Here is a 24,219-nt window from a genome sequence, read left to right as displayed (position 1 = left end):
CGCGCTACTCTCGGCGCTGTTTCTGACGCTGTGTCTTGCGACCCCAGCCCATGCGCATGCCGTCCTGATCGCAGCCGAGCCGGCCGACGGCAGTGTGGTCGCGGAAGCACCGAAGACGGTGGTGCTCCGCTTCAACGAAGCGGTGGCGCCGACGGCGGTCAGCCTGCTCGACGCCGCGGGCAAGCCGCGCGACGTCGCGATCCACGCTGTCGATGAATCGGTGATGGTGACATTGCCCGCGGGCCTGCCGCAGGGCACGCAGGTGGTCAGCTATCGCGTGGTGTCGCAGGACGGCCATCCGGTCGCGGGCTCGCTGTTGTTCTCGATCGGCGTCGTCACCGGCTCGGCGGCGCCGTCCGGCGACGGCCTGCTCCATGCGCTGATCTGGCTGGCGCGGCTCGCGCTCTATCTCGGGCTGTTTGCCGGCGTCGGCGGCGTGTTCTTCGCCGCCTGGATCGGGCAGGGCCCGGCGGGCGAGCGGCTGATCATGTGGTCGCTCAAGATCGGCCTGGTCGGTGCGGTCGCCTCGCTTGGCCTGCAGGGTGTCGACCTGCTGAACCTGCCGATCACCGGCCTCCTGACATGGGCGGCGTGGGCCAGTGCCGCCGGCACCAGCCTGTTTCCGGCTCTGCTGCTCGCCATCGCCGCGATGCTGATCGCAGCGATTGCCTGGCGCAGCCCATCGTTCCGCGCGGCGTTCGTCCGCACCGCGGTCGCGATGATCTGCGTCGGCCTGTCGTTCGCGGTCAGTGGCCACGCCGCCACTGCCTCCCCGCAATGGCTGACGCGCACCGCGCTGTTCATCCACGGCATTGGCCTGGCCTTCTGGATGGGCGCACTCGCGCCGCTGGCAGTGCTCGCCTGGCAGCGCAAGGACTCGCTGTTGCGGGTGCTCAGGCGCTTTTCAACGGTCGCAGTGCCGGTCGTCGCCTTGATCGCCTTGTCGGGCCTGGCGCTCGCGATCGTCCAGCTCGAAAGTTTTGCGGCGCTGATCGACACCGGATACGGCAACATCCTGCTGGCGAAACTTGTGCTGGTGGCGCTGCTGCTGACGTTCGCGGCGCTGAACCGGCTGGTGTTCACGCCCGCGATCGAGCGTGAATTCCACCGCACGCGGCCGCTGCAGCGCTCGATCGCGCTCGAATTCGTGTTGATGATCGCCATCCTCGGCCTCGTCGCATTATGGCGCTTCACGCCGCCGCCGCGCGTGCTGGCGATGTCGGACGACGTTCCGCTCGCGGTCCACATCCATACCGAGGCCGCGATGTTCCAGGTGCTGATCGCGCCGGGCAAGGTCGGCCAGAACGATTTCGTGCTGCAGTTGATGAACGGTGATGCCAGCCCATTTGCGGCCAAGGAAGCGACGCTGACGCTGAGTTTGCCGGATCGCGGCATCGAGCCGTTGGAACGCAGCGCCGCACTGGGTCCAGACGGCTATTGGCACGTGAAGAAGGTGCCGTTGTCGGTCCCGGGCCGCTGGCACATGCAGATCGATGCCCTGGTGACCGATTTCAAGAAAGTGACGCTGGAAGACGATTTCGAGGTCAGGTAAACGCTCGATCGGTGCGCCGGATACCTCGGCGGTGCGCAATTCGCTGCAATGGCCGAAATTCGCCTGATTTGAAGGGTTTTTGACCTGAAGCGGCCTTGTGTTTTCACAGCCGATCCGGTTTCACTGCAGCTCTCTTCCGATGCATCACTGATTCCCGAGTAACGCCATGCGATTGTCGCGGTTTTTCCTGCCCATCCTGAAAGAAAACCCGAAAGAGGCGGAGATCGTCTCGCACCGGCTGATGCTGCGCGCGGGCATGATGCGGCAGGAGGCCGCCGGCATCTATGCCTGGCTGCCGCTCGGCTTCCGGGTGCTGAAGAAGATCGAGCAGATCGTTCGCGAGGAGCAGGACCGCGCCGGCGCGCTCGAGCTCCTGATGCCGACGCTGCAGCTTGCCGATCTGTGGCGTGAGAGCGGCCGTTACGATGCCTATGGCCCGGAGATGCTGCGCATCCTCGATCGCCACAAGCGCGAGCTCCTGTACGGACCGACCAACGAGGAGATGATCACGGAGATCTTCCGCTCCTACGTCAAGTCCTACAAGAACCTGCCGCTCAACCTCTACCACATCCAGTGGAAGTTCCGCGACGAGCAGCGCCCGCGTTTCGGCGTGATGCGCGGCCGCGAATTCCTGATGAAGGATGCCTATTCGTTCGACCTCGACGAGGCCGGCGCGCGGCGCTCCTACAACAAGATGTTCGTGGCTTACTTGCGCACCTTTGCGCGGATGGGCCTCAAGGCGATCCCGATGCGGGCCGAGACCGGCCCGATCGGCGGCGACCTCAGCCACGAGTTCATCGTGCTCGCTGACACCGGCGAGTCCGGCGTCTTCATCAACCGCGATGTGCTGGACCTGCCGGTGCCGGGCGAGGACGTCGATTATGACGGCGATCTCACGCCCATCATCAAGCAGTGGACCTCGGTCTATGCTGCGACCGAGGACGTCCACGAGGCCGCGCGCTTCGAACAGGAAGTGCCCGAGGCAAAGCGGCTGAACACGCGCGGCATCGAGGTCGGCCAGATCTTCTATTTCGGCACCAAATATTCCGACACCATGAAGGCGATGGTGGCCGGTCCCGATGGCGTCGATGTGCCGATCCATGGCGGCTCCTATGGCGTCGGCGTGTCGCGTCTGGTCGGCGCGATTATCGAAGCCTGTCACGACGATGCCGGCATCAAATGGCCCGAGGCCGTCGCGCCGTTCCGCGCCGCGATCCTCAATCTCAAGCAGGGCGATGCTGCGGTCGACGGCGCCTGCGAGCAGCTCTATCGCGAGCTCGCGGCGAAGGGCGTCGACGTGCTCTACGACGACACCGATCAGCGCGCCGGCGCCAAGTTCGCCGCGGCCGATCTGATCGGCATCCCCTGGCAGATTCTGGTCGGCCCGAAGGGGCTTGCGGAGGGCAAAGTCGAGGTGAAGCGCCGCAGCGATGGCTCACGCGAGAACATGAGCCCCGCCGACGTGGTCGCGAAGCTCGCGGGTTAAAGTTTATTCACGCTGCGTGATCGGCGGGGTAATCCGGCCACATTTGGCCCGAATCATGGGATTATCGAGAGATGGATGAGACCATGAGCGAACCAGTCCGTACCCCGCCTTTTGCGCCATTCGAATGGCTGCTGTCCGGACGCTATCTGCGCGCGCGCCGCAAGGAAGGGTTCATTTCGGTCATCGCCGGCTTTTCGTTCCTCGGCATCATGCTCGGCGTTGCCACGCTGATCGTGGTGATGGCCGTCATGAATGGCTTCCGCAAGGAATTGCTCGACAAGATCCTCGGTCTCAACGGGCACCTGCTGGTGCAGCCGCTGGAATCGCCGCTGACCGACTGGAAGGATGTCGCCGACCGGATCAGCCAGGTCCAGGGCATTCGCCTCGCCGCGCCGGTCGTGGATGGGCAGGGGCTCGGATCGTCGCCGTTCAACGCCGCCGGTGTCTTTATCCGCGGCATCCGTGCCGACGATCTCAACAACCTCACCTCGATCGCCAAGAACATCAAGCAGGGCACGCTCGAGGGTTTTGACGAGGGGCAGGGAGTTGCGATCGGCCGCCGGCTCGCCGACCAGCTCTCGCTGCATGCCGGCGACATGATCACGCTGGTCTCGCCGAAGGGCGCGGTGACGCCGATGGGCACCACGCCGCGCATCAAGCCGTACAAGATCACCGCGGTGTTCGAGATCGGCATGTCGGAATACGACTCGACCTTCGTGTTCATGCCGCTCGCCGAGGCGCAGGCCTATTTCAACCGCAACAACGACGTGTCTTCGATCGAGGTGTTCACCACCAATCCGGACAAGATCGACACCTACCGCAAGCTGGTGACGGAGGCGGCCGGGCGGCCGGTCTTCCTGGTCGACTGGCGGCAGCGCAACTCGACGTTCTTCAACGCGCTGCAAGTCGAGCGCAACGTGATGTTCCTGATCCTGACCATGATCGTGCTGGTCGCGGCGCTCAACATCGTCTCCGGATTGATCATGCTGGTGAAGGACAAGGGCCAGGACATCGCGATCCTGCGCACCATGGGCGCCTCGCAAGGCTCGATCATGCGGATCTTCCTGATCACCGGCGCCTCGATCGGCGTAGTCGGAACGCTGACCGGCTTTGCGGTCGGCATGCTGATCTGCCTGAACATCGAATCGATCAGGCAGTTCCTGTCATGGCTCACCAACACCGAGCTGTTCTCGCCCGAACTGTACTTCCTCTCCAAGCTTCCGGCTGAGGTCGATTTCGGTGAGACGCTCGCCGTCGTGATCATGGCGCTGACGCTATCTTTCCTTGCGACGCTCTACCCGTCGTGGCGCGCCGCGCGCCTCGACCCGGTCGAAGCGCTCCGGTACGAATAAGGAGCCCACATGGCGGAGGGGGCGGAAGACGTACCGGTCGTCTATCTTCATGATATCAAGCGGGAATACAGGCAGGGCGAGGCGACGCTGACGGTCCTGAACGGCGCCAAGCTCGCGCTGTGGCCCGGTCAATCGGTGGCGCTGGTGGCGCCGTCGGGATCCGGCAAGTCGACGCTGCTGCATATCGCGGGCCTGCTGGAGAGTCCCGATGACGGCGAGGTCTATGTCTCGGGCACGCCGACCTCGCAGATGTCCGACGTCGACCGCACGCAGATTCGCCGCTCCGACATCGGCTTCGTCTATCAATCGCATCGGCTGCTGCCGGAGTTCTCGGCGCTCGAGAACGTCATGCTGCCGCAGATGATTCGTGGCCTCAAGCGCTCCGAAACCGTGAAGCGGGCGACCGAGATCCTCGCTTATCTCGGGCTTGGCGACCGCATCACGCATCGACCGGCCGAGCTCTCGGGCGGCGAACAGCAGCGCGTGGCGATCGCGCGCGCGGTTGCCAACGCGCCGCGGGTGCTATTTGCGGACGAGCCGACCGGAAATTTGGATCCGGCAACGGCCGATCACGTTTTCAACGCTCTGATGCAACTCGTGAAGGCGACCCGGGTCGCGATGTTGATCGCAACTCACAACATGGAGCTCGCCGCGCGGATGGATCGCCGGGTCTCGTTGTCGAATGGGCAGGTCGTCGAGCTCGAGTGAGCCGCGGCTCTCACGCGCGAAGTGGCTGACGGTTCGCGTGAAGGACGTACACCAAGATCAGGAGCTGCAAGGCTTTTTCGTTCCGCTTCAATTGGGGCGGCAACGCGCTCATCCTCAATGGACGGAACGGCGCGCTCTGCCAGGCGCTCGCGAGCGGCCGTTGTTCGGCGGCCCGACATAGTAGGGGTTGTCAACGCACGACGCCGGCAGGCCCGCCGCCGAGGCCTGGCACTGCGCCAGTGACGTGTAGCCGCACTCGATCTGCGGACCGCCCCGTTGGTAGTTGGTTTTGCAGACCGGCGAGGTCGCATCGTATCGCTGGGCGTTCGCCGGTGCGCCCGCGACGGTACCCAGAACCAAGAGTGCCAGAATCAGGCAGCGCATCGGAATCTCCCGCCGGCCGGCTGCCGGCGACGCTCATGTGAGTATCCGCGCTGACCGGCGCCATAGGCGCGTGCGCGCGAGTGCGTCGAATCGCGGTCCCGCGCGGACGCCAGTCCGATCAGCGGTCAGTGAAGAACAGGTCGAAGAAATTGCCCTCGCGACGATCGCGCGGGGGGATGTGCAGATAGGAGCGCGGGTCGTTGTCGCCGGCATAATAGGGATTGGCGATGCAGTTCTGCCCGATGCCCGAGGCCGTGGCCAGGCACGCTTCATAGGACGGGTAGGAGCAGTTGCTCAGGCCGGGATAGCGGTCGCCCTGGATACAGAATGGGTAGCGCACGCCGACGGCATGCGCGGGCGCCGTACCGAACGAGGTGAACGCGACCACCGTCGCCGCCGCAGCAAGAATCATCGTCCGCATGTGCATTCCTTGTCGCTGCGAAGATTCGATGTTGGCGACGATCCAAATCGGACAAGCTGGTTCCGGTCAACACGATCTTGCGTCTCGCAGTACAAGCAATTTTGAATTGTGAAAATTATGCGGCAGCTATGTGGCAAAAGTTCCAAGAAGTGCATGTAATACAGTATTAACTTCAAATTTGAGCGAAGTCGTTTGGCCCTGCCTGTTGCAGCGAAGTTACAGCAATTCCGCCGGGGGCTGCTATGAGGGTGTCTCGCGGCCTTGGGGGCCTGTAGACAAAGTTGGAACGGGAAAAATGAAGAAGATTTTGCTTGTCACCGCCAGCATGATTGCGCTCAGCGCGACGGCTGCTTCCGCGGCTGACCTCGCGGCTCGCCCTTACACCAAGGCTCCGCCGCCGATCGTCTCCGCTGTTTATGATTGGACCGGCTTCTACATCGGTATCAACGGTGGTTGGGGCCAGAGCCACGACAACCGTTCGGTCGATGGCATCGGCAGCGCCGGCAGCTACGACGCCAACGGCGGCACCGTCGGTGGCCAGGTCGGCTACCGCTGGCAGGCCGGCGGCTGGGTGTTCGGTCTGGAAGCTCAAGGCAACTGGGCTGACTTCAAGGGCAGCACCGGCAACCTGCTCGTCCCGGGCGGCACCGTTCGCTCGAAGACGGACGCGTTCGGCCTGTTCACCGGTCAGATCGGCTACGCCTGGAACAACGTCCTGCTGTACGCCAAGGGCGGTGCTGCGGTCACCGATCGCAACTACCAGTTCCTGGCACCGGGCGGCGCGCTGGCGTCCTCGACCGGCTACGACACCCGTTGGAGCCCGACGGTGGGCGTTGGCCTCGAATTCGCCTTCTCGCAGGGCTGGTCGCTCGGCGTCGAATACAACCACATCTTCGAAGACACCCACGGCGCGACCTTCGTCACCCCGGCTGGTGTCGGCGTGGCTGGCTTCCACACCGGTGGCGACACCGACATGGTCCTCGGCCGTCTGAACTACAAGTTCGGTGGCCCGATCATTGCCAAGTACTGATTGATCGCTTGATCCAAGCGACATCGAAAACCCCGGGCTTCGGCCCGGGGTTTTTTGTTGGCTTGCTGCCTGCTCCTCCATGATTGCAGGGAAGGCGGGGATCCGGCCGAAGCCGAGAGCGAGAGCCCTCACTGCTCAGGCGGAACTGTCCCGTGCCCGCCAAGGCAGGCCGGGAATTGTTGCCGATGAAGGGCCGGGCGCCTGTTAGTCGAAATCGGCGAAGTCGAGCCCGGCGTTGGCCTTGGATGCGTCATTGATGCAGTCCGAATACGCGCGCCAGCGTTCCACAAACCCATAGCCTTGGGCCTGCTGCGCCGCCTTCGCCTTGCATTCGGCCTTGATGTGCTTGACGACGGCCTGCTGTCGCTTGGACGTCTTTTCCGCGCTGGCGGGCGTCATGGTCAGAACGACCGCCGCGATCGCAAGTGCGTTGACTGCAAGTCGTGCTGTAGCGGTGGTACGAGGCATTGCGATGCTCCCGCGAGACGATTGATCGAGATTTCACGCTGAAGCCGGAGCACTCAGCGCCTCGATCCTAGGCCTCGCCCGGGCGCGTTCCTTTGCTCACACGGAGTACCGGAATTGTACGGGGTTCAATGTCATGAGCCGCTGAGTCGCCTGCCGCCGATGAGCGGCCTCGTCAGGCCTGCCAAGCCTGCCAACCTCGCGAGATTAACTATCAGGATCACTTTCCAGACCGAACCGGCGCCCTCGCTTGACTCCGAGAACAAAAAAGGAACAATGTTCTGCATACGTTCCAGTTCAGGGAGAGCGGCCATGTTGAAGATTTTCGTGCAGGAAGCTGCAGCGCTGGCATCGATCACGCTGTTCGTCGGTATGATCGCGGTTTGGGCTCAGCTGATCACCCAGTTCTGAAGAATATCCCCTTGGAGACAGGGGCATGGCTGGCCCCTCGTGGCTCCGTTGCAATGCCCCTTGGGGATAAGCGGGACGACCTGCCGCCACGCCGCGTTCGGCGTGGACTTGGCAGGGTCCAGGCTCCACGATGGGGGCGCGAGTCGGGTCTGATGCTGTCGAGTTCCGGCTTTGGCACTCGCGCCACCCTGGCCCAAAGAGATCCCGTAAGCAGCCATGCCGAATGCCGGATTCGTTCATCTTCACGTCCATTCCGCCTATTCGCTGCTGAAGGGCTCGATCAAGATCGCCAAGCTCGGCGAGCTTGCAAAGGCCGACCGCCAGCCGGCGCTGGCGCTGACCGACACCGACAACATGTTCGGGGCGCTGGAATTCTCCGACAAGATGGCCGGCTACGGCATCCAGCCGATCGTCGGCTGTGAGGTTGCGGTGGATTTCGGCGACGTCGACCCCAATACGCGAAGCATCCTGGCGACGACCGGACCCACGCGAATCGTGCTGCTGGCGGCACGCGAGCGCGGATACCAGAACCTGATGCGGCTGAACTCGCGGGCGTTCCTGGAGACGCCGGTGAACCAGACACCGCACATCAAGCTCGACTGGCTCACCGACGCCGCCGACGACCTGATCGCGCTGACCGGCGGGCCCGACGGGCCGATCGCGCTGGCGCTGCGCGCCGAGCAGGCGACGCTGGCGGCCACCCGCTGCGAACGTCTGGCCAGCCTGTTCGGCGACCGCCTCTATATCGAATTGCAGCGCCACGGCGTCGACAAGGAGCGCCGCACCGAGGGCGGCCTGATTGATCTTGCCTATGCGAAGGGCCTGCCGCTGGTCGCGACCAACGAGCCGTATTTCGCGAGCACTGACGACTACGAATCGCACGACGCGTTGCTGTGCATCGCCGGCGGCCATCTGATCGCCGAGACCAACCGCGAGCAATTGACCCCGGATCACCGCTTCAAGACCCGCGCTGAAATGGCGGTGCTGTTCGCCGATATTCCGGAAGCGCTGGCCTCGACGGTGGAGATCGCCGAGCGCTGCTCGTTCCGGCCCAAGACCCGCAAGCCGATCCTGCCGTTCTTCACCGTCGGAGCCGCACAGAGTTCCGACGCCGCCGCCGACGAAGCCGCCGAGCTGAAGCGACAGGCCGAGGAAGGGCTCGCCAACCGCCTGCGGGTGCACGGTCTCTCGCCGGGCATGACGGAGGAGGATTACAGCAAGCGGCTTGCCTTCGAGCTCGACGTCATCACCCGCATGAAATACGCGGGCTACTTTCTGATCGTGTCGGACTTCATCAAATGGGCGAAGGCGCAGGGCATTCCGGTCGGACCGGGCCGCGGCTCGGGTGCGGGCTCGCTGGTCGCCTGGGTGCTGACCATCACCGACCTCGACCCGATGCGCTTTGCGTTGCTGTTCGAGCGCTTCCTCAATCCGGAACGCGTCTCGATGCCGGACTTCGACATCGACTTCTGCCAGGACCGCCGCGGCGAGGTGATCCAGTACGTGCAGGAGCGCTACGGCCGCGACCAGGTGGCGCAGATCATCACCTTCGGAACGCTGCAGGCGCGCGGCGTGCTGCGCGACGTCGGGCGCGTGCTGCAGATGCCGTACGGGCAGGTCGACAAGCTGACCAAGCTGGTGCCGCAGAATCCCGCCGCTCCCGTGACGCTGGCGCAGGCGATTGAAGGCGAACCGAAGCTGCAGGCGTTCCGCGACGAGGATCCGGTGGTGGCGCGCGCCTTCGACATCGCGCAGCGCCTCGAGGGCCTGACGCGGCACGCCTCGACCCACGCCGCCGGCATCGTGATCGGCGACCGGCCGCTCAGCGAGCTGGTGCCGATGTACCGCGATCCGAAATCGGACATGCCGGTCACCCAATTCAACATGAAATGGGTCGAGCCTGCGGGCCTCGTGAAGTTCGACTTCCTCGGCCTGAAGACGCTGACGGTGCTCGACGTCGCGGTGAAGCTGCTCAAGCAGCGCGACGTCCATGTCGATCTCGCCACGCTGCCGATCGACGATGCGGCGAGTTACCAGATGCTCGCGCGGGGCGATGTGGTCGGCGTGTTCCAGGTGGAAAGCCAGGGCATGCGGCGGGCGCTGATCGACATGCGGCCGGACCGCTTCGAGGACATCATCGCGCTGGTGGCGCTGTATCGCCCGGGCCCGATGGCGAACATCCCGACCTATTGCGCGCGCAAGCACGGCGACGAGGAGCCGGAATATCTGCATCCGATCCTGGAGCCGATCCTGAAGGAGACCTTCGGCGTCATCATCTATCAGGAACAGGTGATGCAGATCGCGCAGCAGATGGCGGGCTATTCGCTCGGCCAGGCCGACCTGCTGCGCCGCGCGATGGGCAAGAAGATCCGCGCCGAGATGGACAAGCAGCGCGACATCTTCGTCGCCGGCGCAATGAAGAACGGCGTCGGCAAGGGCCAGGCGGAGACGATCTTCGAGCTGCTCGCCAAGTTCGCCGACTACGGCTTCAACAAGAGCCATGCGGCGGCCTATGCGCTGGTGTCGTACCACACCGCCTACATGAAGGCGCATTTCCCGGTCGAGTTCCTCGCGGCGTCGATGACGCTCGAACTCAACAACACCGACAAGCTCTCCGAATTCCGTTCCGAGGCGCAGCGGCTCGGCATCAAGGTCGAGGCGCCCAACATCAACCGGTCCGGCGCCACCTTCGAGGTCAGCGAAAATACGATCTACTACGCACTCGCGGCGCTGAAGGGCGTCGGCATCCAGGCGGTCGAGCAGATCATCGAGGAGCGCAACAAGAAGGGCGCCTTCACCTCGCTCGCCGATTTCGCCGCGCGGGTCAGCCCGCGTGCGGTCAACAAGCGGATCATCGAGAGTCTCGCGGCCGCCGGCGCCTTCGACACGCTGGAGCGCAATCGCGCGCGGGTGTTCGCAGGCGCCGATGCGATCCTCGCCGCCTGCCAGCGCAGCCACGAGGCGGCGACCTCGGGCCAGAACGACATGTTCGGCAGCGCGCCGGACGCGCCCAGCATCATCCTGCCGCAGGTCGAGCCCTGGCTGCCGGCGGACCGGCTGCGGCGTGAATATGATGCGATCGGGTTCTTCCTGTCGGGCCATCCGCTCGACGACTACGCCACTGCACTGAAGCGGCTTCGCGTACAGTCCTGGGCGGAATTCTCACGCGCGGTAAAAACCGGCGCCACCGCGGGCAAGGTCGCGGCAACCGTGGTGTCGCGCATGGAGCGGCGCACCAAGACCGGCAACAAGATGGGCATCATGGGCCTGTCGGATCCGACCGGCCATTTCGAGGCGGTGCTATTCTCCGAGGGCCTCGCGCAGTACCGTGACGTGCTGGAGCCGGGCGCGGCCGTGCTGCTGCAACTCGGCGCCGAGCTGCAGGGCGAGGACGTGCGGGCGAGGGTGCTGCACGCCGAGCCGCTGGACCACGCCGCGGCCAAGACGCAAAAGGGCCTGCGCATCTTCGTGCGCGACACCAAGCCATTGGAGTCGATCGCGCGCCGGCTCAACATGCCGGAGGCCGTGGCCGCGCCCGGCGGCACTGCAAAGCCGGCGGCGGTCAAGCCTGCGCCGGCAGCCGCGCCGCCGGCAGGCGCCGCCGACGGCGACGTCTCGCTTGTGATGATGCTGGATCTCGAAACCGAGGTCGAGATGAAACTGCCCGGTCGCTACAAGGTCTCGCCGCAGATCGCCGGCGCGATCAAGGCCGTCGCCGGCGTCGTCGACGTGCAGACGCTATAGGCGCGCACGCGCTCCTGCCTCCTGAGGCAGTTGATCCACCGTTGCCAAGCCTTTAGCCGTTGCAACTTAACGGTGTATCGGCTTAGTGTCGTGCGGGGCTGGTTTTGGGGGTCGAATGTTCTGGCGGGGAATGGTGGCGTTGGCCGCGGCTGCGCTGTTGTGCGGCTGTGAAACGACGCAGAGGAATGGGCTCGACTATGCAGCGATGACGCAGAAGGTGGGTCCGCCAAAGGCGGGACACGGGCGCATCGTAATGCTCCGGGAAAAGGATTTCGGCAACATTGTCGACAGGGCGTTTGAGTTCCAGCTCGACGGTACGCCGGTCCAGGGCCTCAGGACCGGAACCTACGTCTATGTCGATCGTCCGGCGGGCCAACACCAGTTTACGGCGAGCGAAGCCGGCTTTCCCGGTGTGACCCAGCGGGACGTCACGATCCAGTCAGGTCAGACCCATTTCTATGTGGTTCGAATGAGTGAGCGAAAGAGCGCCATCCTGGCATCGTCAGCGAATACCGGACTGCTGGGTCTTGCACTGAGCACAGCCATCACCTCGGGCTACAAGAATCCCGGCCCGCTCGATTTCCTGCCCTTGGAGGATTCCGCGGCCCGGACCACGATCGCGGAGCTGCGGTTGGCCGAATAGGGGCCATTTCGGCTCGATTTGGGTCCATCCGACCGGTGTAACCGGCCGTATTTCCTTGCTTCTGGCGCAAATCAGGCTATATAGCGCGCCATCTCACACGGAAACATGGCTCAAAAGGCCGTCCGGTGGCAGCCGGGCCATAAGGCTCGTCTGCTCACACGTTTCCGGAGGAACCAACCGGAGAATTATCACTATGTCGCTACCCGATTTTTCTATGCGTCAGTTGCTTGAAGCTGGCGTTCACTTTGGCCACCAGGCCCACCGCTGGAATCCGAAGATGCAGGATTACATCTTCGGCGCCCGCAACAACATCCACATCATCGACCTCGCGCAGACCGTGCCGATGCTGCATCGTGCCCTGCAGGCGGTCAGCGATACCGTCGCCAAGGGCGGCCGCATCCTGTTCGTCGGCACCAAGCGCTCGGCTCAGGACGGCGTCGCCGACGCTGCCAAGCGTTCGGCCCAGTACTTCGTCAATTCGCGCTGGCTCGGCGGCACGCTGACCAACTGGAAGACGATCTCGGCCTCGATCAAGCGCCTGCGCCATCTCGACGACGTGCTGTCGTCCGGCGAAGCCAACTCCTACACCAAGAAGGAGCGGCTGACGCTGCAGCGCGAGCGCGACAAGCTCGACCGTTCGCTCGGCGGGATCAAGGACATGGGCGGTCTTCCCGACATGATCTTCGTGATCGACACCAACAAGGAAGACATCGCGATCCAGGAAGCCCAGCGGCTCAACATCCCGGTCGCCGCGATCGTCGACACCAATTCGGACCCGAAGGGCATCACCTATGTGGTGCCGGGTAATGACGACGCCGGCCGCGCGATCTCGCTGTATTGCGACCTCGTGGCGCGCGCTGCCATCGACGGCATCTCGCGCGCACAGGGCGATTCCGGAATCGACATCGGCGCTTCGGCCGCTCCGATCCAGGAAGACCTTCCGGCCGCTGCGCCGTCCGGCTTCCAGGGGCTGGCCGGTCCGCGTGGCACCGCCGACAATCTCAAGAAGCTCACCGGCGTGTCCGGTGCGATCGAGAAGAAGCTCAACGACCTCGGCATCTTCCACTACTGGCAGCTCGCCGAGCTCGATCACGACACCGCGCACAAGATCGGCGAAGAAGTCGGTCTGCCGAGCCGTGCCGACGCCTGGGTTGCCCAGGCCAAGACGCTCGCCGAAGCGGAATAACAGTTACGCGGCGTGGCCGGGTCTGACCCGGCCGCCGCTTCTATTCCACGAACAACGATTTTCCTGTCGCTGACAGCGGCGCCATCGGGCGCCGCGGTTTCTGTACAGGCAAGAAGGACATGGAACGATGGCAACGATCTCTGCAGCAATGGTCAAGGAACTCCGCGAGTCGACCGGCGCGGGCATGATGGATTGCAAGGCGGCGTTGACCGAGACCGACGGCGACATGACGGCGGCGCAGGACTGGCTGCGCAAGAAGGGCCTGTCCAAGGCTGCCAAGAAGGCCGGTCGCGTCGCGGCCGAAGGCCTGATCGGCGCGCTGACCGCCGGCACCAAGGGCGTGCTGGTCGAGGTCAATTCGGAGACCGACTTCGTCGCGCGCAACGAGCAGTTCCAGGGCCTGGTCAAGATGATTGCTCAGGTCGCGCTGAAGCACGGCTCCGACGTCGAGGCCATCAAGGCCGCCAAGGTTGGCGACTTCACCGTGGAGCGGGCGATCTCGGACGCGATCGCGACCATCGGCGAGAACATGTCGCTGCGCCGCGCCGCTTCGCTCGAGGTGAGCCAGGGCGTGGTGTCGAGCTACGTCCACAACGCCGTGATCGAGGGCGCCGGCAAGATCGGCGTCATCGTGGCGCTGGAGTCCCCCGGCAAGACCGACGAGCTCGCCGTGCTCGGCCGCCAGCTCGCCATGCATGTCGCGGCGGCGAAGCCGCTGGCGCTCGACCCTGCCGGGCTCGATCCGGAGACCGTCAAGCGCGAGAAGGACGTGCTGGCCGACAAGTACCGCCAGCAGGGCAAGCCGGAGAACGTCATCGAGAAGATCGTCGATTCCGGCCTGAAGACCTATTACAAGGAGGTTTGCCTCCTCGATCAGGCCTTCATCCACGACAGCGGCAAGTCGGTTGCCCAGGCGGTGAAGGAAGCTGAGGGTAAGGTCGGCGGGCCGATCAAAATCGCCGGCTTTGTGAACTATGCTCTCGGCGAGGGAATCGAGAAGCAGGAAAGCGACTTCGCCGCTGAAGTCGCAGCCGCCAGCGGCAAGAAGTAACCGCTGACACCCGGCGTCCGGCGCGTTGCGCCGGAGGCCTGCCTGCGCGGGACAAGAAAGCGATCGCATCATGGCCGAGCCGATCTATCGTCGCGTGGTGATCAAGCTGTCCGGCGAATATCTGGCCGGCTCCCACGGCTTCGGTATCGATCAACCGACGGTCGATCGCGTCGCGGACGACCTGATCGCGGCGCGCAAGCTCGGCATCGAGGTCGCCGTCGTGATCGGCGGTGGCAATATCGTGCGCGGCGTCGAGGTGTCCTCGCGCGGCGTATCGCGGCCGACCGGCGACACCATGGGCATGCTTGCGACCATGATGAACTGCCTCGCACTCGAGGCGGCAATCGAGCGCAAGGGGACGCCGGCGCGGACCTTGTCGGCATTCGTGATGCCGGAGATTTCCGAGCTGTTCACCCGTAGTGCGACGCACAAATATCTCGCCGAGGGACGCATCGTCCTGCTCGGCGGTGGAACCGGCAACCCGTTCTTCACCACCGATACCACCGCCGTGCTGCGCGCGGCCGAGATCGGGGCGCAGGCGGTGCTGAAGGCCACCAATGTCGACGGCGTCTATAACGCCGATCCGAAGAAGGACCCCAAAGCCAAGCGCTTCGACCGCCTGACCCATTCGCAGGCGATCGAGGGCGGCTACAAGGTCATGGACGCGACCGCTTTCGCGCTTGCCCGCGAGACGTCGCTGCCTATCATCGTGTTCTCGATCGCGGAGCCCGGTTCGATCGGTGCGATTCTGCGCGGGTCCGGACACGGCACGGTCGTCGCCGGCTGATTGCCGCGCCTCCGGGTCCAGATTTTGGACCCGAGGACGTCGACAGCCGGTTTCTAATGAAGGGAGAACGTCATGGCCGCAGCTGGTTTTGACATCAACGACGTCAAGCGCCGCATGCAGGGCGCCACACAATCGCTCAAGCACGAGCTCGGCGGCCTGCGTACCGGCCGTGCCGCGGCCTCCATGCTGGAGCCGGTCCAGGTCGAGGCTTACGGCTCGCATATGCCGCTCAACCAGGTTGCGACCATCAGCGTGCCCGAGCCGCGCCTGCTCTCGGTGCAGGTCTGGGACAAGACGATGGTGAAGGCGGTCGAAAAGGCGATCGTGGATTCCAATCTCGGCCTGTCGCCCGCGACCGAAGGCCAGGTGCTGCGCTTGCGGATTCCGGAGCTCAACGAGGAGCGCCGCAAGGAACTCGTCAAGGTCGCGCACAAATACGCCGAAGCGGCCAAGGTCGCCGTGCGCCATGTGCGTCGCGACGGCCTCGACGTGATCAAGAAGCTCGAGAAGAATCACGAGATCTCCGAGGACGATCAGGAGCGCCTGTCCAACGAGGTGCAGAAGGCGACCGACGGCATGATCGTCGAAATCGACCAACTGCTTGCGGCCAAGGAAAAGGAAATCCTGACGGTCTGATACGCATCCGGGAACAGCCGATGTCGAACGCCGCCGCCCCAGCAACTGACGGACCGGATCGCTCCGGCAGTCCGTTGCATGTGGCGATCATCATGGACGGCAACGGGCGCTGGGCCGCGTCGCGCGGCCTGCCGCGCGTCGAGGGCCATCGCCGCGGCGTCGAGGCGTTGCGCCGTGTGGTGCGTGCGGCCAACGAGCTCGGCATCGTCTATCTCACGATCTTTTCGTTCAGCTCTGAAAACTGGTCGCGGCCGGCGAGTGAGATCGGCGATCTGTTCGGTCTGCTGCGGCGCTTCATCCGCAACGATTTGGCGACGCTGCATCGTGACGGCGTGCGGGTACGCGTGATCGGCGAGCGCGACGGGCTCGATCCCGACATCTGCGCGCTGCTCAACGAGGCCGAGGAGCTGACGCGCAATAACGACAAGCTCAACCTCGTGGTCGCCTTCAATTACGGTTCGCGGGCAGAGATCGCCGCAGCGGCACGGCGCCTTGCGCGCGAGGTCGCCGAAGGCAAGCGCGACGCCAACTCGATCGATGCCGACACGCTCGGGCATTATCTCGATGCACCCGACATTCCGGATCCTGACCTGATCATCCGCACCAGTGGCGAACAGCGTCTGTCGAACTTCCTGATGTGGCAGGCCGCCTATAGCGAGCTGGTGTTCGTGCCGATACACTGGCCCGATTTCGACAAGGCGGCGCTCGAAGGCGCGATTGCGGAATACGGCAAACGCGAGCGCCGGTTCGGCGGCCTCGCCGCGAAAACCGGCTCGTGACCGAAGGCGAAGCCGCGCCTGCGGCAGCAAGCGAGCAGCCGTCCACGGCAGCGAACGAGCAGGCCTCGCGCAACCTCGTGATGCGCGTGGTTGCGGCGCTGGTGCTGGCGCCGGTTGCGATCGCGCTGGCCTATCTGGGAGGGGTCGCCTGGTCACTGCTGGTGACGCTGGCGGCCATCGGATTGTTCGCGGAATGGCTTCTGGTCACCGGGTTCGGACGCGAGCTCCGCGTCGTGATGCCGGGCGCCGTCGCGCTGCTGCTTATCGGACTTTGCCTGATGGCCGGTCGCATCGATGCGGCCCTGGACATGCTCGTGGTCGGTGCGGTCGCCGTCGCGTTGACCTCGGGCGCACGGCGCGGCTGGGCCATTGCGGGTTTGCTTTATGCAGCAGCGGCCGAGATCGCATCGGTCGTGCTGCGGCTCGATCCGGTGAAAGGTTTCGCCGCGCTGATGTTCGTGTTGCTGGTCGTGTGGGTCACGGATATCGGCGGCTATTTCGCGGGCCGCGGCATCGGCGGGCCGAAGCTCTGGGTGCGGGTCAGCCCGAAGAAGACGTGGGCGGGCGCGGCCGGCGGCTTCGTTGCGAGCCTGCTGGTTGCGGCCTGCTTTGCCGCCTTCGAGATCGGCACGGCTGGGTCGCTACTGGCGCTCGGAGCCGTGCTATCGGTGGTGTCGCAATTCGGCGATCTCTTCGAATCCGCGGTGAAGCGCCGGTTCGGGGTGAAGGATTCGAGCCATATCATTCCCGGCCATGGCGGGCTGCTGGACCGCCTGGACGGATTTGTTGCGGCCGTCATTGTGGCGGCGATTTTCGGCTTTCTCCGTGGTGGCGCCGATGGCGTCGGACGCGGTCTTATGGTTTGGTGATGAGATGAGCGCAGTTCCGTTGCGTAACAACAAGGCCGTGGCGGCATCGGCCGCACGGACCGTGACCGTCCTCGGTGCCACCGGCTCGATTGGCGACAGCACGATGGATCTGTTGCGTGGCGCGCGCGACCGTTACCGGGTCGAGGCGCTGACCGCGAACAGCAACGTCGAGGGGCTGGCCAAGCTCGCCAAGGAGTTCGGCGCGCGGTTCGCTGCGATTGCCGATCCGGCGAAGCTTTCCGAGCTCAAGGACGCGTTGGCTGGAACCCGGATCGAATGCGGGGCCGGGGAGAGCGCCATCATCGAGGCGGCCGCTCGGCCGGCGGATTGGGTGATGGCGGCGGTCAGCGGTGCGGCCGGACTGAAGCCGGCGCTTGCCGCGGTCGATCGCGGCGCCACCGTCGCGCTCGCCAACAAGGAGTGCCTGGTCTGCGCCGGGGACATCTTCATGGAGCGGGCCAAGAAGGCCGGCGCCTGCATCCTGCCGGCGGATTCCGAGCACAACGCGCTGTTCCAGGCGTTGGCTTCAGGCAATCGCGAGGAGCTGACGCGGGTCATCATCACCGCGTCCGGCGGGCCGTTCCGCACCTGGGCTCCCGCCGACATCGAGCAGGCGACGCTGGAGCAGGCCCTGAAGCATCCAAACTGGAGCATGGGGCAGAAGATCACGATCGATTCCGCCTCGATGATGAACAAGGGCCTCGAGGTGATCGAGGCGTCGTACTTGTTCGCCCTGGCGCCCGACGAGATCGACGTGCTGGTGCACCCGCAATCGATCATTCACGGCATGGTCGAGTTCTCGGATCGCTCGGTGGTGGCTCAACTCGGCACGCCCGACATGCGGATCCCGATCGCGCATTGCCTCGGCTGGCCTGATCGCGTGGTCGGCCCGTCAGCCAAGCTCGATCTGGCCAAGATCGGACAGCTCACCTTCGAGGCGCCGGACTTCCAGCGCTTCCCCGGGCTGCGGCTGGCTTACGAGGCGCTGCGGCTCGGGCACGGCGCAACGACAGTCTACAATGCCGCGAACGAGATCGCGGTCGCAGCGTTCATCGCCGGCAAGATCAAGTTCGGCGCGATCGCCCGGCTGGTCGAGGCAACGATGAATGATTGGATCAGGTCGGGGAATCAGCCACCACTGCACTCGGCGGATGATGCTATTTCCGTTGACCATATCGCGCGAAATAAAGCTGCCGCCCTATTGCCTCAAATTGCCTTAAAGGCAACCTAGAGGGTTGGGGACGGAGCTTGATCGCTCTTGTCAAGGGGAAGTCGGATGCCCGAGTATTTTCTTCATAGTATCAATGCGTTGAGCCATGGGCTCCTCGGCTATATCGTTCCCTTCCTCTTCGTCCTCACCATCGTCGTTTTCTTTCACGAGCTCGGCCATTTCCTGGTCGCACGCTGGGCCGGCGTGAAGGTGCTGACCTTCTCGCTGGGCTTTGGGCCGGAGCTTGCGGGATTCAACGACCGGCACGGCACGCGCTGGAAGATTTCGGCGATTCCGCTCGGCGGCTACGTCAAGTTCTTCGGTGACGACAGCGAGGCGTCGACGCCGTCGACGGAGACGCTCAACGCCATGACGGCGGAAGAGCGTGAAGGCAGCTTCCACCACAAATCTGTCGGCAAGCGCACCGCGATCGTTGCAGCCGGACCGATCGCAAACTTCATTCTCGGCGCCCTGATTTTCGCGAGCATGGCGCTGTACTACGGCAAGCCCAGCACGATCGCCCGGGTTGACGGTCTGGTTGCCGAGAGCGTTGCCGCGAATGCCGGCTTCAAGGTTGGCGACGTCGTCGTGGATATCGACGGTAGCGCCATCCAGAGCTTCGCTGACATGCAGCGGATCGTAGCATCGAACGCTGGTTCAGAGCTTGGCTTCAAGGTCAAGCGGGACGGCGCGATCGTCTCGCTCAAGGCGGCGCCGGCGCTGAAGGAGGTCAAGGATCCCTTCGGCAACGCTCACAAGATCGGCGTGCTCGGGATCGAGCACAAGGCTCAGGTCGGCGAAGCGTCCAGCGCTCCGGTCGGCGTCTTTGAGGCCCTGAAGATCGGCGTCGAGCAGGTCTGGTACATTATTGCCAGCACGTTCAAGTTCCTGGGGTCGCTCTTCGTCGGAACCGGCAATCCGGCCGAAGTGAGCGGTGTTATTGGAATCGCGAAGCTATCGGGCCAGGCCGCGAGCGCCGGGTTCCAGTTCGTGGTCAATCTTTGCGCCATCCTGTCGGTCTCGATCGGTCTGTTGAACCTGTTTCCGATCCCGCTTCTGGATGGCGGACACCTTCTTTTCTACAGCGCAGAGGCGCTCCGTGGGCGGCCGCTTTCGGAGCGGACGCAGGAGGTGGGTTTCCGAATCGGTCTGGGTTTGGTTCTGATGTTGATGGTGTTTGCGACGTACAACGACATCCTCAGAATCGCCGGGTCCTGAAACGGGGCTTTTCTGTGGCGTTGCCGATGGGCAACGTCTTGGTATGAAAATGGAAATGTTCTGCTGTAGTAAGTTTGCCCTCTTGGCAAAGTTGGCTACAAGCTGAGCGGCAGGTTGGGAATCTGTCGGGTCGTTGGGGAACGGTCCGGCATTGCGAAAGATAAGGGCGCGTTGCGCATGATGTTTGGAATGCGAGTGAGGGGGGGGCTGTTCGCCGCCTTGGTCATGTTCGCCGCGCCAGCGGTGGCCACCTTGGCGGCCGTTGCTGTCTCTGCGCCTGCGCTTGCGCAGACGGTCGATTCGATCACGGTGGAGGGGAACCGTCGCGTCGAACTCGAAACCATCCGCTCCTATTTCCATCCCGGACCGGGCGGTCGGCTGGGCCAGGCCCAGATCGACGATGGCCTGAAGGCGCTGATCGAGACCGGCCTGTTCCAGGACGTCCATATCGATCAGCGGGGCGGGCGCCTCGTCGTGGTCGTGGTCGAGAACCCGGTGATCGGTCGCGTTGCCTTCGAAGGCAACAAGAAGGTCAAGGACGAGCAGCTCACCGCCGAAGTCCAGTCCAAGCCGCGCGGCACCTTCTCGCGTCCGATGGTGCAGTCCGATGCCCTACGCATCGCCGAAATCTACCGCCGCTCCGGCCGCTACGACGTGCGGGTCAATCCGCAGATCATCGAGCAGCCGAATAACCGCGTCGACCTGATCTTCGAGGTCAATGAAGGCGTGAAGACCGGTGTGCGGTCGATCGAATTCATCGGCAACAGTGCCTATTCGGCGTCCCGCCTGCGCGACGTCATCAAGACCCGCGAATCGAATCTGCTTAGCTTCCTCGGCGGCAACGACGTCTACGACCCCGACCGGGTCGAGGCCGACCGTGACCTGCTGCGCCGTTTCTACCTCAAGAACGGCTATGCCGACGTTCAGGTCGTGGCCGCGCTGACCGAATACGATCCCGACAAGAAGGGCTTCCTGGTTACCTTCAAGATCGAGGAGGGCCAGCAGTACCGCGTTGCGTCCGTCAACTTCACCTCGTCGATCAACACGCTCGATCCGAACGCGCTGCGCTCCTATTCGCGCGTCAATGTCGGCTCGCTCTACAACGCCGAGGCGCTGGAGAAGTCGGTCGAGGAAATGCAGATCGAGGCGTCCCGCCGCGGCTACGCCTTCGCGGTGGTCCGGCCGCGCGGCGATCGCAATTTCGACAATCACACGGTGTCGATCACCTTCGCGATCGATGAAGGTCCGCGCACCTATATCGAGCGCATCAACATCCGCGGAAACAGCCGCACGCGCGACTACGTGATCCGCCGCGAGTTCGATATCTCCGAAGGCGACGCCTACAACCGTGCGCTGGTCGACCGTGCCGAGCGGCGGCTGAAGAACCTCGACTTCTTCAAGACCGTGAAGATCACCACCGAGCCCGGGTCCTCCAGCGATCGCGTCATCCTGGTCGTCGAACTCGAGGAGAAGTCGACCGGCGACTTCTCGGTGTCGGGCGGCTATTCGACCACCGACGGCGCGCTGGCCGAAGTCAGCGTCTCCGAGCGCAACCTGCTCGGCCGCGGCCTGTTCGCGAAGGCGTCGGTGACCTACGGCCAGTACGCCCGCGGCTACTCGCTGTCGTTCGTTGAGCCCTATCTGCTCGACTATCGCGTCGCGCTCGGCCTCGATTTCTACCAGCGCCAGCAGCTGTCCAACAGCTACATCGCCTACGGCACCAAGACGCTGGGCTTCAGCCCGCGGCTCGGCTTCAGCCTGCGGGAAGACCTGTCGCTGCAGCTGCGCTACTCGATCTACCAGCAGGAAATCACGCTGCCGTCGACGTTGAACAACTGTAACAACGTGCCGCTGCTGCCGGATGGAACGCCGAATCCCGCGTTCAATCCGACCCCCGCCTATGCGAACCTGAACGGGATCAGCCTGGTGTCGACCAATGGGCTGGGCTGCTTCTCCGATGGTGAAGCCTCGCTGCCGGTCCGCAAGGAGCTGGCGGGTGGCAAGACCCTGACCTCGGCGCTCGGCTACACGCTCAACTACAACACGCTCGACAACAACAAGAACCCGACCGACGGTCTGATCGTCGACTTCAAGCAGGACTTTGCCGGCGTCGGCGGCGACGTCAGCTACATCAAGAGCGCGATCGACGCGAAGTACTACACCCCGCTGGTGTCGGACATCGTCGGCGTGATCCACGCCCAGGGCGGTATCCTGAACAAGCTCGGGAGCCAGGATCTGCGCATGCTGGATCATTTCCAGATGGGCCCGAACCTGGTCCGCGGCTTCGCGCCGAACGGCATCGGTCCGCGTGACATCAACCCGTACGGCACGATGGACGCCATCGGCGGCACCAAGTACTGGGGCGTGTCGGCGGAACTGCAGATGCCGTTCTGGTTCCTGCCGAAGGAAGTCGGGCTCAAGGGCGCGGTCTATGCCGACGCCGGCGGGCTGTACGACTACAAGGGCCCGACCTCGTGGGCGGCGACGGGCGAAGTCAACCAGCCCGGCTGTATCAAGCCGACGAACAACCCGCCGTCTCCGGGCACCTGCCTTGGTCTGAGCTATGACGACAGCAAGGTGGTCCGTACCTCGGTCGGTGTCGGTCTGATCTGGCAGTCACCGTTTGGTCCGCTGCGCTTCGACTACGCGATCCCGCTGACCAAGGGTGCGTATGACCGCGTGCAAGAATTCCGGTTCGGTGGCGGTACGACTTTCTAACACCGCCACTCGGCCGGACTGCGACGGATGGAATGGCGCAGCCGATCTTCTTCAAGAGTCCTCCTTCGTCATCGCTGGCTGAAATTGCCGCGCTGACGAAGGCGCAACTGGTCGACCCCGAGAGGGGCGCGCAACAGATCAGGGGGCTGGCTTCGCTCGACGAGGCCGGTCCGATGCATCTCGCGTTTTTCGACAATCTCAAATACGCCGATCAGCTTGCCGCGACCAAGGCCGGTGCCTGCCTGGTCAGCCCGCGCTTCGAGGCGCAGGTACCGAAGGGCACAGCGGTGCTGCGGGCCGCAAAGCCGTTCCAGGTGTTCGTCGAACTGGCCCGCGAATGGCACGCGGATGCGCTGCGGCCGCAATCCTGGTTCAATACCGAGGGCATCGCCCCGTCGGCGATCATCGATCCCACCGCGCGTCTCGAGGACGGCGTCATCGTCGATCCGCTGGTCGTGATCGGCCCACGGGTCGAGATCGGCTCTGGCACCATCATCGGCGCCGGCGCGGTGATCGGCGCCGACGTCAAGATCGGCCGCGACTGCAATGTCGGCGCCAAGACCACCATTCAGTTCGCGCTGATCGGCAACAACGTCTTGATCCATCCCGGCTGCAATATCGGCCAGGACGGCTACGGCTTCATCTTCTTTGGGCCGAAGGGCCATGTGAAGGTGCCGCAGACCGGCCGTGTGGTGATCCAGAACAACGTCGAGGTCGGCGCCGCCTCGACCATCGACCGCGGTTCCCTGCGCGACACCGTGATCGGCGAGGGCACCAAAATCGACAATCAGGTCCAGATCGGCCACAATGTCACCATCGGCCGGCACTGCCTGCTCGCGGCCCAGATCGGGCTCGCCGGCAGTCTGACGATCGGCGACAATGTCGCGCTCGGCGCCAAGGTGGGCATCAACAACCACCTCAAGATCGGCGACGGCGCCCAGGTGACGGCGATGAGTGCGGTCAAGGACGACATCCCGGCCAACGGCCGCTGGGGCGGGCATTTCGCCAAGCCGACCAAGCAGTGGTTCAGGGAAATTATCGCAGTGGAGCGCCTGGTGCGCGACAACGAAGCCAAGGGCAAGGAACAGGAGTGATGGAGGAGGCACCGGTCAAATTCGAGCTGGTGGATATCAACGATATCCTGAAGACGCTCCCGCATCGCTTTCCGATGTTGCTGATCGACCGCGTGATCAAGATCCGCACCGACTACAGCGGCATCGGCATCAAGAATGTCACCTTCAACGAGCCGCCGTTCCAGGGACATTTCCCGGATCGCCCGGTGTACCCCGGCGTCATGATGATCGAGGCGATGGCGCAGACCGCCGGCGTGATCGGCATCAAGTCGGTCGAAGGCACCGAGAAGCCGCGCGCGGTGTATTTCCTCACCATCGACAAGTGCAAATTCAGGAAGCCGGTGCTGCCGGGCGACACCATCGAGTATCACATGCGCTCGCTCGGTCGCCGCAAGACGATGTGGTGGTTTCACGGCGACGCCAAGGTCAACGGTCAGGTGGTCGCCGAGGCTGATGTCGGCGCGATGCTGACGGACTAAACTTCAGGTCGCCGCCG

21 protein-coding genes are annotated in these 24,219 nt (G+C 64.2%); 18 read left to right on the top strand and 3 right to left on the bottom strand.

Annotation, left to right across the window (positions count from 1 at the left end; genetic code table 11):
- Positions 1-16: 16 nt before the first annotated feature.
- The 4 genes from JQ507_17525 (at position 17) to JQ507_17510 (ending at position 5,098) form a co-directional block, all read left to right on the top strand.
- Positions 17-1,552: a CopD family protein gene (locus JQ507_17525; protein QRI73385.1), complete on the top strand. Its 1,536-nt coding sequence runs from the start codon at positions 17-19 to the stop codon at positions 1,550-1,552.
- A 166-nt stretch (positions 1,553-1,718) separates the two neighbouring features.
- Positions 1,719-3,038 carry a proline--tRNA ligase gene (locus JQ507_17520; GenBank protein ID QRI66833.1) on the top strand — a complete coding sequence of 440 codons (1,320 nt, stop codon included), beginning with the start codon at positions 1,719-1,721 and terminating at the stop codon, positions 3,036-3,038.
- Positions 3,039-3,109: 71 nt separating this feature from the next.
- Positions 3,110-4,390, top strand: a complete 1,281-nt coding sequence (locus tag JQ507_17515) for a lipoprotein-releasing ABC transporter permease subunit (protein ID QRI66832.1) — start codon at positions 3,110-3,112, stop codon at positions 4,388-4,390.
- A gap of 9 nt (positions 4,391-4,399) precedes the next feature.
- Positions 4,400-5,098 carry an ABC transporter ATP-binding protein gene (locus tag JQ507_17510; GenBank protein ID QRI66831.1) on the top strand — a complete coding sequence of 233 codons (699 nt, stop codon included), beginning with the start codon at positions 4,400-4,402 and terminating at the stop codon, positions 5,096-5,098.
- 114 nt (positions 5,099-5,212) lie between these two features.
- Here the strand turns inward: JQ507_17510 and JQ507_17505 are convergent, their stop codons facing one another.
- Together JQ507_17505 and JQ507_17500 are read right to left on the bottom strand one after the other, a co-directional pair.
- Positions 5,213-5,482 carry a DUF3551 domain-containing protein gene (locus tag JQ507_17505; protein QRI66830.1) on the bottom strand — a complete coding sequence of 90 codons (270 nt, stop codon included), beginning with the start codon at positions 5,480-5,482 and terminating at the stop codon, positions 5,213-5,215.
- A 118-nt stretch (positions 5,483-5,600) separates the two neighbouring features.
- Positions 5,601-5,903, bottom strand: a complete 303-nt coding sequence (locus JQ507_17500; GenBank protein QRI66829.1) for a DUF3551 domain-containing protein — start codon at positions 5,901-5,903, stop codon at positions 5,601-5,603.
- A 295-nt stretch (positions 5,904-6,198) separates the two neighbouring features.
- Between JQ507_17500 and JQ507_17495 the strand changes: the two genes are divergently transcribed.
- Positions 6,199-6,933, top strand: a complete 735-nt coding sequence (locus JQ507_17495) for an outer membrane beta-barrel protein (GenBank protein QRI66828.1) — start codon at positions 6,199-6,201, stop codon at positions 6,931-6,933.
- Positions 6,934-7,137: 204 nt separating this feature from the next.
- On the opposite strand, the gene JQ507_17490 is transcribed toward JQ507_17495, so the two are convergent.
- Positions 7,138-7,401 (bottom strand): hypothetical protein, encoded by a 264-nt coding sequence (locus JQ507_17490; protein QRI66827.1) that lies wholly within the window; start codon positions 7,399-7,401, stop codon positions 7,138-7,140.
- 624 nt (positions 7,402-8,025) lie between these two features.
- On the opposite strand from JQ507_17490, the gene dnaE reads away from it, so the two are divergent.
- The 13 genes from dnaE to fabZ all read left to right on the top strand — a co-directional run bounded on the left by dnaE (position 8,026) and on the right by fabZ (position 24,202).
- The gene (gene dnaE / locus JQ507_17485; GenBank protein ID QRI66826.1) at positions 8,026-11,553 is read left to right on the top strand and encodes a DNA polymerase III subunit alpha; all 3,528 of its coding nucleotides are present in this window, start codon (positions 8,026-8,028) and stop codon (positions 11,551-11,553) included.
- Between the two features lie 115 nt (positions 11,554-11,668).
- On the top strand, positions 11,669-12,196 hold the full coding sequence (locus JQ507_17480) for a hypothetical protein (GenBank protein QRI66825.1): 528 nt from the start codon (positions 11,669-11,671) through the stop codon (positions 12,194-12,196).
- Between the two features lie 193 nt (positions 12,197-12,389).
- Entirely contained in the window at positions 12,390-13,382 is a 993-nt protein-coding gene (locus JQ507_17475; GenBank protein QRI66824.1) for a 30S ribosomal protein S2, read from the top strand.
- 127 nt (positions 13,383-13,509) lie between these two features.
- Positions 13,510-14,433 carry an elongation factor Ts gene (locus JQ507_17470; GenBank protein ID QRI66823.1) on the top strand — a complete coding sequence of 308 codons (924 nt, stop codon included), beginning with the start codon at positions 13,510-13,512 and terminating at the stop codon, positions 14,431-14,433.
- Between the two features lie 70 nt (positions 14,434-14,503).
- Entirely contained in the window at positions 14,504-15,220 is a 717-nt protein-coding gene (locus tag JQ507_17465) for a UMP kinase (protein QRI66822.1), read from the top strand.
- A 72-nt stretch (positions 15,221-15,292) separates the two neighbouring features.
- The gene (gene frr / locus JQ507_17460; protein ID QRI66821.1) at positions 15,293-15,856 is read left to right on the top strand and encodes a ribosome recycling factor; all 564 of its coding nucleotides are present in this window, start codon (positions 15,293-15,295) and stop codon (positions 15,854-15,856) included.
- A 20-nt stretch (positions 15,857-15,876) separates the two neighbouring features.
- Positions 15,877-16,635 carry an isoprenyl transferase gene (locus JQ507_17455; GenBank protein ID QRI66820.1) on the top strand — a complete coding sequence of 253 codons (759 nt, stop codon included), beginning with the start codon at positions 15,877-15,879 and terminating at the stop codon, positions 16,633-16,635.
- Positions 16,632-17,504: a phosphatidate cytidylyltransferase gene (locus JQ507_17450; GenBank protein ID QRI66819.1), complete on the top strand. Its 873-nt coding sequence runs from the start codon at positions 16,632-16,634 to the stop codon at positions 17,502-17,504. Before JQ507_17455 ends, JQ507_17450 begins: the two co-directional genes overlap by 4 nt.
- A gap of 4 nt (positions 17,505-17,508) precedes the next feature.
- Positions 17,509-18,735, top strand: coding sequence for a 1-deoxy-D-xylulose-5-phosphate reductoisomerase (locus JQ507_17445; protein ID QRI66818.1), 1,227 nt, complete (start codon positions 17,509-17,511; stop codon positions 18,733-18,735).
- Between the two features lie 45 nt (positions 18,736-18,780).
- Positions 18,781-19,932, top strand: coding sequence for an RIP metalloprotease RseP (rseP, locus tag JQ507_17440; GenBank protein QRI66817.1), 1,152 nt, complete (start codon positions 18,781-18,783; stop codon positions 19,930-19,932).
- Between the two features lie 177 nt (positions 19,933-20,109).
- On the top strand, positions 20,110-22,650 hold the full coding sequence (gene bamA, locus JQ507_17435; protein QRI66816.1) for an outer membrane protein assembly factor BamA: 2,541 nt from the start codon (positions 20,110-20,112) through the stop codon (positions 22,648-22,650).
- A gap of 32 nt (positions 22,651-22,682) precedes the next feature.
- Complete coding sequence (gene lpxD, locus JQ507_17430; GenBank protein ID QRI66815.1) at positions 22,683-23,744, top strand: UDP-3-O-(3-hydroxymyristoyl)glucosamine N-acyltransferase; 1,062 nt, start codon at positions 22,683-22,685, stop codon at positions 23,742-23,744.
- Positions 23,744-24,202, top strand: coding sequence for a 3-hydroxyacyl-ACP dehydratase FabZ (gene fabZ / locus JQ507_17425; GenBank protein QRI66814.1), 459 nt, complete (start codon positions 23,744-23,746; stop codon positions 24,200-24,202). The genes lpxD and fabZ overlap by 1 nt, the downstream gene beginning before the upstream one ends.
- The last annotated feature ends 17 nt before the right edge of the window (positions 24,203-24,219 follow it).

This window comes from Bradyrhizobium sp. PSBB068, assembly GCA_016839165.1.
In the GTDB taxonomy this organism is placed as follows: domain Bacteria; phylum Pseudomonadota; class Alphaproteobacteria; order Rhizobiales; family Xanthobacteraceae; genus Bradyrhizobium.
This window is presented reverse-complemented; position numbering and strand designations above follow the sequence as displayed.